This is a genomic window from Stenotrophomonas sp. AGC87 (genome assembly GCF_057333975.1).
Window position 1 is genome coordinate 1 of the sequence record NZ_JBHFHW010000031.1, and the last position, 10,657, is coordinate 10,657.

General features: G+C 65.9%; 8 protein-coding genes. 5 read left to right on the forward strand and 3 right to left on the reverse strand.

Features of this window, described 5'->3' with window-relative positions; genetic code table 11:
• The 3 genes from ACE026_RS12370 to ACE026_RS12380 all read right to left on the reverse strand — a co-directional run.
• On the reverse strand, positions 1-1,633 hold a 1,633-nt coding region (locus tag ACE026_RS12370), incomplete at its 3' end, for a pseudouridine synthase (RefSeq protein ID WP_486039235.1).
• The gene (scpB, locus tag ACE026_RS12375; RefSeq protein ID WP_486039236.1) at positions 1,626-2,636 is read right to left on the reverse strand and encodes an SMC-Scp complex subunit ScpB; all 1,011 of its coding nucleotides are present in this window, start codon (positions 2,634-2,636) and stop codon (positions 1,626-1,628) included. The genes scpB and ACE026_RS12370, both read right to left, overlap by 8 nt.
• Before the next feature lie 15 nt (positions 2,637-2,651).
• Positions 2,652-3,557 carry a segregation and condensation protein A gene (locus ACE026_RS12380; RefSeq protein ID WP_486039237.1) on the reverse strand — a complete coding sequence of 302 codons (906 nt, stop codon included), beginning with the start codon at positions 3,555-3,557 and terminating at the stop codon, positions 2,652-2,654.
• Between the two features lie 346 nt (positions 3,558-3,903).
• Between ACE026_RS12380 and ACE026_RS12385 the strand changes: the two genes are divergently transcribed.
• The 5 genes from ACE026_RS12385 (at position 3,904) to ACE026_RS12405 (ending at position 10,645) form a co-directional block, all read left to right on the forward strand.
• Positions 3,904-4,203 (forward strand): YciI family protein, encoded by a 300-nt coding sequence (locus ACE026_RS12385; protein WP_019182875.1) that lies wholly within the window; start codon positions 3,904-3,906, stop codon positions 4,201-4,203.
• Entirely contained in the window at positions 4,200-4,469 is a 270-nt protein-coding gene (locus ACE026_RS12390) for a BolA family protein (RefSeq protein ID WP_070470362.1), read from the forward strand. The genes ACE026_RS12385 and ACE026_RS12390 overlap by 4 nt, the downstream gene beginning before the upstream one ends.
• Before the next feature lie 148 nt (positions 4,470-4,617).
• Complete coding sequence (locus ACE026_RS12395) at positions 4,618-5,655, forward strand: LacI family DNA-binding transcriptional regulator (RefSeq protein ID WP_486039238.1); 1,038 nt, start codon at positions 4,618-4,620, stop codon at positions 5,653-5,655.
• Positions 5,656-5,745: 90 nt separating this feature from the next.
• A complete protein-coding gene (locus ACE026_RS12400; RefSeq protein WP_486039239.1) occupies positions 5,746-8,805 on the forward strand; it encodes a TonB-dependent receptor in 3,060 nt (1,019 codons plus the stop codon).
• A gap of 226 nt (positions 8,806-9,031) precedes the next feature.
• Positions 9,032-10,645: a glucoamylase family protein gene (locus tag ACE026_RS12405; RefSeq protein ID WP_486039240.1), complete on the forward strand. Its 1,614-nt coding sequence runs from the start codon at positions 9,032-9,034 to the stop codon at positions 10,643-10,645.
• Positions 10,646-10,657 lie beyond the last annotated feature (12 nt).

The window sequence follows — 10,657 nt, forward strand, 5'->3', positions numbered from 1 at the left end:
CGCTGGCGCCACCCGGGCCCCGTGCGCCGGGACCACCCGGGCCACGGTTGCCACCCGGACCACCCGGCCCGCGGTTACCCGCCGGACGCGCGCTGCCGTACGGGCTGGCGCCCGGATTGGCGTGATCGGACGGGAAGCTCGGGGCATTGCCCGGATGACCGTACGGATGGCGGGACGGACCCTGGCCCCCCTGGGCGCCGCGGTTGCCACCGCCGCCCGGACCGGCCGGACGGCCCTGGCCGCCGTAGCCGCCACGGCTTTCGCCACCGCCGGCGTAACCGCCACGACCTTCAGCACCGCCGCCGTAGCTGCCGCGCCCCGGGCCGCCTGCGCCACCCGGACCCTTCGGCTTGCCATACGGACGGCCCTGGCCACCGGCACCTGCGCCGGCGCCCGGACCACGCGCGCCGGGACCACGGGCAGCGCCCGGGCCGGCATTGCGGTGGCCGCTCGGCCCGGTGCTGACACCGTCCGGCACGTACCAGCTGCGGAACGCAGCCGGGTTGCCTTCCGGAAGCGCCCGGTTGCCCTTGTCCGGGCGTGCCTTGAACGGGCGCTGGGACTGCTTGGCTGCTGCTTCGCCGCTGACCGTCAGGCCACCCTTGAAGCCGCCGCCCTTGCCACCGCGGCCACGGCCGCGCTCTTCGCGCACATTGTCAAAACGACGCAGTTCGCGGCCTTCATCGGCCGAGTTGTGGCCGTTGACGTAGGCGTTGCCACGGCCGCCGTCGCGCGAAACGCGCACGGTGGTCTTGGCGGCACGACGCTGGCCGATCACCGGCTGCAGGGTCAGCGCCGACGGCGCGCCTTCTTCCAGCTTCAGTTCGGCACGCAGGGCTTCAACCTGCTTGGCCGGCAGTTCGACCGACTGGCCACGCAGCAGTTCGCGCGGCAGGCTGACCTTGCCGTAGCGCGTGCGCTTCAGGCGGCTGACCTGGCAGCCCTGGGATTCCCACAGGCGGCGCACTTCGCGGTTGCGGCCTTCCTTGACCACCACGCGGAACCAGTCGTGCGAATCGGTGCCGCCAATGCGTTCGATCTCGTCGAACTTGGCCGGGCCGTCTTCCAGCGCCACGCCACGGGCGAGGCGGTCGACGATGCTGTCGGGCACCTTCTCTTCGCCTTCCGGGGCACGCACGCGCACCACGTACTCGCGCTCGACCTCGTAGGAGGGGTGCATCATCGCGTTGGCCAGCTCACCATCGGTGGTCGCCAGCAGCAGGCCGGTGGTGTTGATGTCCAGGCGGCCGATCGCGATCCAGCGCGCGCCCTTGAGGGCAGGCAGCGCTTCGAACACGGTCGGGCGACCTTCGGGATCTTCGCGCGTGGTCACTTCGCCTTCCGGCTTGTTGTAGGCCAGCACGCGGGAGGTTTCGGTCAGCGCGGTGGCGACAAAGCCACGGCCGTCCAGTTCGACTTTGTCGCCGCTCTTGATCGACTGGCCGGTCTGCGCGACCTCACCGTTGACCTTGACCAGGCCATCGGCGATGCGCTGTTCCAGCGCGCGGCGCGAACCCAGGCCGGCCTGCGCCAGCACTTTGTGCAGGCGCTCTTCGAGCTTGGGCTGTTCAGAGGCGGTTTCGCGCTTGAGCGAAAGCTTGTTCAACGATGGCTTGCGGGGGGTGTCACTCATTTACTTGGCTCCGGCCGGCAACGGATGCGTCGGCCTCTGGTTCGGGATCGGCTTCGTCAACAGCCACGGTCGTCTTCGCGACGGCGTTGTTTTCGGTTTCGTTCTGGGGCGCCGCGCGCTCTCCCGGCGCGGTATCGGGTTCGCCATCGCTGGCGGTCGTATCCGCGTCGTCGTCGGCAAGCGACAACGGCGCATGGGATGGGGTGTCGGAGGCGTCCGCAGCATCGGACGCCTCGCTATTGTCCGGTTCTGCCGGTTGCTCCGCCAGTCGCGCCGAGGCCAGCGCCACGCGGGCTGCCAGCCGGGTGGCGACAGGGTCCACCGGGTCTACCGGATCTGTCGGGTCCGGCGGCGCCGGAGTGGCGTCGTCATTGGCCGCGTCCGTATCCAGCTCGGCCTCCGGGGGCGCCGCGCCGGCGGGCAGGCGACCGGCCGGCTGGCCTTCGCTGTCCAGCGGCAGCTGCGGTTCCAGCTCACCCAGGTCGCGCAGCTCGGACAGCGGCGGCAGTTCGTCCAGGCGCTTGAGACCGAAATAATCCAGGAAGCCCTTGGTGGTCCCGAACAGCGCCGGCTTGCCGGGCACGTCGCGGTGGCCGATCACGCGGATCCATTCGCGCTCTTCCAGGGCCTGGATGATGTTGCTGCTGACCGCCACGCCGCGGACCTGTTCGATCTCGCCGCGGGTGATCGGCTGGCGGTAGGCGATCAATGCCAGCGTTTCCAGCGTGGCGCGGGTGTAGCGGGTCTTGCGCTCCGTCCACAGCCGGGTGATGTAGCCATGCACTTCGCTGGTGACCTGGAAGCGGAAGCCGGAGGCCACCTCGACCAGTTCCACGCCGCGGTCCTGGCAGCCTTCGCGCAGCAGTTCCAGCGCGCGTTCGATGCTGCCCGGCGGTGCCGGTTCCTCTTCCGGGAACAGGCCCTGCAGCTGCGCCAGCGTCAACGGCTCACTGGCCGCCAGCAGGGCGCCTTCGACAATACGGTTGATCAGCGGTTGATCCATACGTGGGTCGGGTGCTCAGTCGGATTCGTTGGCGGCGTCGTTGTCGTCGAACTCGCTGTTGAACTGCAGCGGTTCGTTGGTGTTGCCGGCGGCCAGGGACTTGACGTAGATCGGCGCCAGCGGAGCTTCCTGGACGATGTCCAGCAGCTGTTCCTTGGCCAGTTCCAGCAGGGCCAGGAAGGTGACCAGCACCCCCAGCTTGCCTTCTTCGGCGGTGAACAGCGTTTCAAACCGGTAGAACCTGCCGTCTTCCAGACGACCCAGCACGTCGCCCATCCGCTGGCGCACGCTCAGTGCCTCGCGTTTGATCGCGTGGCCGGTGAACAGCTCGGCGCGCTTGAGCACGTCGTGCAGCGCCATCAGCATTTCCTTCAGATCCACCGGCGGCGGCAGCTTGACGGCCGCGCGGTCGGGGACGAAGGCGTGGACCACGGTGGTGTCGCGGTCCTGGCGGGGCAGGCTGTCGATGTCCTCGGCGGCCTGCTTGAAACGTTCGTACTCCTGCAGCCGGCGCACCAGCTCGGCGCGCGGATCGGCTTCCTCGCCCTCGATGCTGGGCGGCCGCGGCAACAGCATCCGCGACTTCACTTCGGCCAGGATCGCCGCCATCACCAGGTACTCGGCCGCCAGTTCGAAGCGCAGCTCCTGCATGACGTTGATGTACTCGACGTACTGGCGGGTGATCTCGGCGACCGGGATATCCAGGATGTCCAGGTTCTGGCGGCGGATCAGGTACAGCAGCAGGTCCAGCGGGCCCTCGAACGCATCCAGGATGACTTCCAGCGCGTCCGGCGGGATGTACAGGTCCTGCGGAATCTGCAGGACCGGCTGTCCATGCACCACGGCCAGCGGCATTTCCTGCTGCTGTGGGGCGGGCACTCGGATTGGCGGGTTCGCGTCGGGCGCGAGTTCGGCAGTCATCAAATAGACGTCAGTATTGCAACGGACCGGTCGCCGCACCATGCCAGCGTCCGGAACGGTCCCGGGCGGCAGGATGGCAAGCCATGACACGCCTGGGTCGGCGCGATTCCACACTTCAAACAGCAAGGCGCGCCGCGATGGGCAGCGACAGAACTACGGGGAGGTCGTCTACGTGTGCTGGTGTGGGGCAGTGGATCGGTCGTCGGCTGGCGGTGGAGCCGGTTGCCGACGGGGCGCTGCATCCAGCCACGTGCAATGGACATAAGACTACGGGGTTGCCGCGCCAGTGTCCAGCCAGCCCCGCTAGAATGCCCGGGATTGATTCAACAAGACCTCGGAGTTGCCCGTGTGGTATGTGATTGAAGGCTATGACGGCACGGATGTGCTGGCCGCCCGCCTGGCGTCGCGCCCGGCCCATCTGGCCCGGCTGCAGGCCCTGCAGGACGAGGGGCGGCTGCTGCTGGCCGGCCCGTGCCCGGCCATCGACAGCGAAGATCCCGGCCCGGCCGGCTTCAGTGGCAGCGTGGTGATCGCCGCGTTCGATTCGCTGACCCACGCCCAGGACTGGGCCGCTGCCGATCCTTATGTAGAGGCGGGCGTCTATGTACGCGTCCAGGTGCGTCCGTTCCGCAAGGTCCTGCCATGAACCGGGTCGAGCGCATCCGCGAGGCGCTGCAGCAGGCGCTGGATCCGGAACTGCTGGAGGTCAAGGATGACAGCCACCGCCACGCCGGCCATGAGGGCGCGCGTGACGGCCGGGGGCACTTCAAGGTGCACGTGGTCAGCGCAGCCTTCGAAGGAAAGCTCCCGCTGGCGCGCCATCGGGCCGTCTATGCGGCCCTGGGGACGATGATGGAGACCGATATCCACGCGTTGTCCATTCGTGCCGAGACACCGGTCAAAAACCGCTGAAACCCTTGTCCCGCCTTGTCCTGGCCAGTCCCGAAAGGGGCCGCCATGGACAGCTTTTGGTTACCACCGTACGACATGAGGCTAACGTAGTGTTTACATCCGGGTTTGAAAACGCTTACATTCCGCGCCAAGCCCAGATCTCTAAGCCGTGGAGGGCGGCGAAGTGAACAAGGCAGCGATCACTATCAAAGATGTCGCCCGTGAAGCCCGTGTCTCTGTTGCCACGGTCTCGCGCGCACTCAATGGCCATGAAAATGTTGCCGAGCCCGTGCGCAAGCTGGTGCTGGAGGTGGCAGCGCGACTGCGCTACACCCCGCATGCAGCGGCCAGGAGCCTGAGCAGCCGACGGACCAACACCATTGGCGTGGTGTTGCCCGATCTCTATGGCGAATTCTTCTCCGAACTGATGCGCGGTATCGATGGGGTGGCCCGCGAGCGCCGCCAGCATCTGCTCGTGTCCAGTTACCACGGTGACCAGGAGCAGCAGGGCGCGGCCCTGCGGGCCATGCGCGGCCGTGTCGATGGGTTGCTGGTGCTCTCACCATATGCCGAGAGCCCGGGCTTCCTGACCGACAACCTGCCGCAGTCGTTGCCCACGGTGCTGATCAACACGTATCTGCCCGAGCAGGATCATCCGGTGCTGAGCATCGATGACCATGCCGGTGCGATGACCATGACCCGTCACCTGCTGGACGTCGGGCATCGGCGCATCGCCTTCATTTCCGGTCCGGATCTCAACTACGACGCCCGTGAGCGCCTGCGCGGTTTCCGCGATGCGCTGGCGGCCTTCGGCGATGCTGCCGAAGGGATCGAGTTGCCCGGTGACTTTGACGAAGCTTCCGGCCATCGCGCCGGACAGGAGTTGCTGGCAGCCGGCACGCTGCCCGATGCGGTGTTCGCCGCCAACGACATGATGGCGCTGGGGTGTCTGTATGCGTTCGCGCAGGCAGGTGTCCGGGTGCCGGCCGATGTCGCCTTGGCGGGTTTCGATGACATTCCGCTGGCACGTTTCGTTCACCCATCGTTGACAACGATGCAGGTGAGTATCGCCGACCTCGGCGATAAGGCCGCGACGCGCCTGTTGCAGTTGATGGATGGCAACAACACAGAAGGGGCCGGCGACAAGCAGACGCTCGTGCCGACCCTGATCGTGCGTGATTCGAGCAAAGCCAGAACCGAGCAGTAGGTCACGACCGTTGGTCGTGACGCCCTAAAACAACGCACCACATAAAACGACAGGGGCCGCAAAGACGGCCACCACCACCCGGAGAGTTACATGACGTATTCCAATCACCGCAACCGCGCGCCCGCACGCAGTCTGTTGTCCAGCGCGCTGGTCACCTGCCTGATGCTGGGCGCCGCCCCGAGCGTGATGGCGCAGTCGGCCACCTCGTCGCTGCGCGGCCAGGTCGCCGAGGCTGCCGCCGGCACCGAAGTCACCGCCACCAACGTGGCCAGCGGCACCGTGCGCCGCGCCACCACCCGTGCCGATGGCGGCTACTCGCTGATGGGCCTGGACCCGGGCACCTACAACGTCGTGGCCAATGGCCAGACGCAGAAGGTGACGGTCACCGTGGCCTCGACGGCGACCCTGAACTTCAGCGGCGCGCCGGCCAACGGCAGCACTGCCAACGCCACCAACCTGGACACGGTCAACGTCATTGCACCGACCCTGCTGCAGGAAGTGCGTACCTCCGAAGTGGGCAAGACCGTCAGCCTGCAGCAGATCCAGACCACCCCGCAGGTGTCGCGCAACTTCCTGGAATTCGCCGACGCGGTGCCGGGCCTGATCTTCACCCGTGATGCCAAGGGCAACACCTCCCTGCGCGGCGGTGCCACCAACTCCGATGGCACCAACGTCTACATCGACGGCGTGGGCCAGAAGAGCTACGTCAAGGGCGGCGGCGTCGCCGGCCAGTCCGGCAGCGCCGGCAACCCGTTCCCGCAGCTGGCGATCGGTGAATACAAGGTCATCAGCGGCAACTACAAGGCCGAGTACGGCCAGGTGTCGAGCGCGGCCGTGACCGCGGCCACCAAGTCCGGTACCAACGAGTTCAAGGGTGAAACCTTCTACCGTTACACCAACGAAGACATGCGCGCCAAGACCCCGGCCGAGCGTCAGGCTGGCCAGACGAAAGAGGCATCGGCCGAGAAGGAATACGGTTTTGCATTGGGTGGTCCGATCATCCAGGACAAGGCCCACTTCTTCGTGACCTATGAAGCCAAGCGCTTCGACCTGCCGGTCACCATCGCGCCTGACGGCGCGGTCGGCCGAGCTGCCGCCCTGCTGCCGCCGGAAGGCGCCGCCGGCCTCGGCCCGGCCAGCCAGCCGTTCCAGCAGGATCTGATCTTCGCCAAGGTCGACTTCGAGCCGACCGACAACGATCGCATCGAGCTGACCTTCCAGGACCGCGATGAAACCCAGTCGCAGTTCAGCGGCCAGACCGCGCCGGAAGCCGGCCGTGAAGTGGTCAACACCGACCGTCGTTACGCCCTGCGCTGGAACCACAGCGGCGAGCGTTACTACAACGAACTGATGGTCACCCACGAAGATTCGTTCAACAACCCGACCCCGCTGACCCTGGCCAACGGCATCACCTACACCGCACCGGACGGCACCGAAGACCGCACCGTGGTGAAGATCGGTGGCGCATCGGCGCTGGATTCGCAGGTGAAGGGCCAGAAGGGCTGGTCGATCGAAGACAACCTGACCCTGGATGGCATCCAGTGGGCGGGCGATCACACCATCAAGATGGGTGCGAAGTACAAGCAGATCGACCTGTACGCATCCGATGCCGCGCAGATCAACCCGACCTTCACCTACACCCTGGGCGATCCGGATTTCCCGGATTCCATCCCGTACAAGGCGCAGTTCGTCAAGCCGGTGACCGGCGTGTCGGGCGTGTCGGGCGAAGTGCGTTCCAAGTCCAAGCAGATCGGCCTGTTCATCCAGGACGACTGGCAGGTCAACGACCACCTGCAGCTCAACCTCGGCCTGCGCTGGGACTACGAGAAGACCCCGTCCTACCTGGACTTCGTCACCCCGCAGCAGGTGGTCGACGCGATCTACTCGCAGGATCCGCGTGCGGCCGCTGGCCAGACCTACGCCGATTCGCTGGCGCTGGGTGGCCTGAACATCGGCGATTACATCAGCACCGGCCGCAACCGCAAGGCGTTCAAGGATGCCTGGCAGCCGCGCCTGGGCTTCTCGTATGACCTCAACGCCGACGAGCAGCACGTGTTCCACGGTGGTGCCGGCCGTTCGTACGACCGCGACCTGTTCGACAACCTGCAGCTGGAAACCACCAAGCTGGCCCTGCCGCAGCCGACCATCTACTTCCGCAATCCGTCGACCGGTACCTGCATCAACGGCCAGGCCGCCTGCTATGACTGGAACCCGAACCTGCTCAACGGGATCGGCAACCTGCAGACCCTGGTCGGCTCGACCAGCAATGCCGGTCTGGAAGTCGATCTGCTGAACAACAACCTCAAGGTGCCGTACTCGGATCAGTTCAGCTTCGGCATGAGCAACCAGGTGGGTGAGTGGCTGACCGATGCCACCATCTCCCGCACCCTGAGCTACGACGGCTTCGCCTTCACCCTGGGCAACCGTTACCCGACCGGCCAGTTCTTCGATGACCCGCGCCTGTGCGGCGGCACCGACCCGGGCCTGAGCCAGGCCTGGAGCTGCAACGTGCCGGGCTTCGGCAGCCTGATCATCGGCCAGCAGGGCATCAAGACCCGTGCGACCCAGGTCCTGCTGTCGGCGCAGAAGCCGTTCACCCAGGAAAGCGGCTGGGGCACCTCGGTGGCCTACACCTGGACCACTGCGCGCCACAACCGTGACATCAATGAGAAGTATGCGTTCGACCGCGGCCTGATCGAAGACTATCCGACCATCCGCTCCAACGGCGCGCCGCGCCACCGCCTGGTGGTCACCGGTTCGTACGCGGGCTTCTGGGGCATCACCTTCGGCGGCAAGGTCACCCTGGCCACCCCGACGGCGGTCAACGACTGGTACGGCGTGCCGCAGGCCAGTGGCTACAACCTGCCGACGCCGCAGGCCGCGGTGCCCAACGCCAATGGCAAGTTCCTGCTGGGTGGCAAGATCTTCGGCTACCGTTCGGTCGATCTGCAGGCGACGAAGACGTTCAAGATGCCGGGCGAGACGGAGCTGTACGCACGTATCGACATCATCAACGTGTTCAACTTCGACAACTTCTCCACCTACAACTACGTCAAGACCAACGGCAAGCTGCAGGCCAGCTACAACGAGACCGGCGACATCATTGGTACGCCGCGTCAGGTGAAGGCCGAAGTCGGCTTCCGCTTCTGATGCAACAACGGCCCCGTCTTCGGACGGGGCCGGTTTCATGGCAATGGCTGGCTTTCGGGCCAGTCCATTGTCCAGGCCGGTGCCACGGAGGGTGGCAGCGGCCTGGGCAATGACCCGCGGCTTTGAACCACGCCTGCGTGGTTTTTTAAGGACGCGTTCTGTAAACGATTTCAGGTCATTGGACGTTATGCTTCCCAGTCACGAACAACGCACAAGGAGTTGGCCCATGCAGGCACGCCACCTGTTGACCGCTGCGACGATCAGTCTCGCCGCCGTTGCCTGCCAGCCGCAGGCCCAGCAGGAGCCGGCCAAGCCCAAGCCGCCCGTGATCCTGGTCGAGGCGGACGTGCCGCCGCGGCCGATGAAGCCGGAGCTGCCGCCGCTGTTCGACGATATCGAGCGCCGCACCTTCCAGTTCTTCTGGGATACCACCAACGAGGTCAACGGGCTCAGCCCGGACCGTTACCCGTCGCGTCCGTTCGCCAGCATCGCTTCGGTCGGCTATGCGCTGACCGCCTATCCGATCGGCATCGAGAACGGCTGGGTCAGCCGTAACCAGGCGATCGACCGCACCCTGCTGACGCTGAAGTTCTTCCGCGATCTGCCGATGGGCCCGCAGCGCACCGGCAAGGGCGGTTACAAGGGCTTCTACTACCACTTCCTGGACATGCAGGAAGGCCGCCGCTATGACAGCTGGGTGGAACTGTCCAGCGTGGATACCGCGCTGCTGATGATGGGCGTGCTGTTCGCCCAGTCCTATTACGACGGTGACGACGCGCGCGAAAAAGAGATCCGCGAGATCGCCGATACGCTGTACAAGCGCGTGGACTGGCCGTGGCTGCAGCAGCGCGCGCCGCTGATCTCGATGGGCTGGTTCCCGGAGAGCGGCTTCATCGATCATGACTGGATGGGCTACAACGAAGCGATGATGGTCTACATCCTCGCGCTCGGCTCGCCGACCCACCCGGTCAGTCCGGACGCCTGGACGGTCTGGACGCGCACCTACGACAACGACTGGGGCGTCTACCAGGGCCAGGAATACCTGTCCTTCGGCCCGCTGTTCGGCCATCAGTACACGCATGTGTGGGTGGACTTCCGCGACATCCAGGATGCCTACATGCGCGAGCGGGGCAGCACCTACTTCCTCAACAGCCGTTCGGCCGCCCTGGCGCAGCGCGAGTACGCGATCGCCAACCCGATGAACTGGAAGGATTACGGCCAGAACGTGTGGGGCCTGACCGCCAGCGACGGCCCGCAGAACACCACCCAGGAATACCGTGGCGAGCAGCGCCAGTTCCGCCATTACTCTTCGCGCGGCGCCGGCCTGCGCGAGAACTTCGATGACGGCACCATCGCGCCGACCGCGGCGATCGCCTCGATCGTGTTCGCGCCGGAAGAAGTCATCCCGGCCGCGGTGGAGATGCACAAGCGCTATGGCGATTACATCTATTCCAGCTACGGCTTCCTGGATTCGTTCAACCCCAGTTTCAACTACGACATCCCGATCAAGACCGGTCGCCTGGTGCCGGATCGCGGCTGGGTGGCCAGCGATTACATCGGCATCGACCAGGGCCCGATCCTGACCATGATCGCCAACTACCGGAACGATTTCGTCTGGGATGTGATGAAGAAGAACGCCCATATCCGCAAGGGTCTGGAGCGTGCCGGCTTCAGTGGTGGCTGGTTGACCCCGGAAGGCGAGGATCAGCCGATGGAACTGCAGAAAGATGAAAAGGCGGCCTCGGCCCGCTCGGTCGGCATCGCCGAATCGCGTGCGGCGGCCGCCCAGGAACAGAAGAACAATTCCAATTCGAACCGCAACCAGCAGCAGGGGAAGTAAGCAGTGCCATCG

Excerpts from the sequence above, each read along its gene's own strand:
- scpB (WP_486039236.1), bottom strand. The coding sequence starts at position 2,636 with ATGGATCAACCGCTGATCAACCGTATTGTCGAAGGCGCCCTGCTGGCG.
- ACE026_RS12380 (WP_486039237.1), bottom strand. The coding sequence starts at position 3,557 with ATGACTGCCGAACTCGCGCCCGACGCGAACCCGCCAATCCGAGTGCCC.
- ACE026_RS12390 (WP_070470362.1), top strand. The coding sequence starts at position 4,200 with ATGAACCGGGTCGAGCGCATCCGCGAGGCGCTGCAGCAGGCGCTGGAT.
- ACE026_RS12400 (WP_486039239.1), top strand. The coding sequence starts at position 5,746 with ATGACGTATTCCAATCACCGCAACCGCGCGCCCGCACGCAGTCTGTTG.
- ACE026_RS12405 (WP_486039240.1), top strand. The coding sequence starts at position 9,032 with ATGCAGGCACGCCACCTGTTGACCGCTGCGACGATCAGTCTCGCCGCC.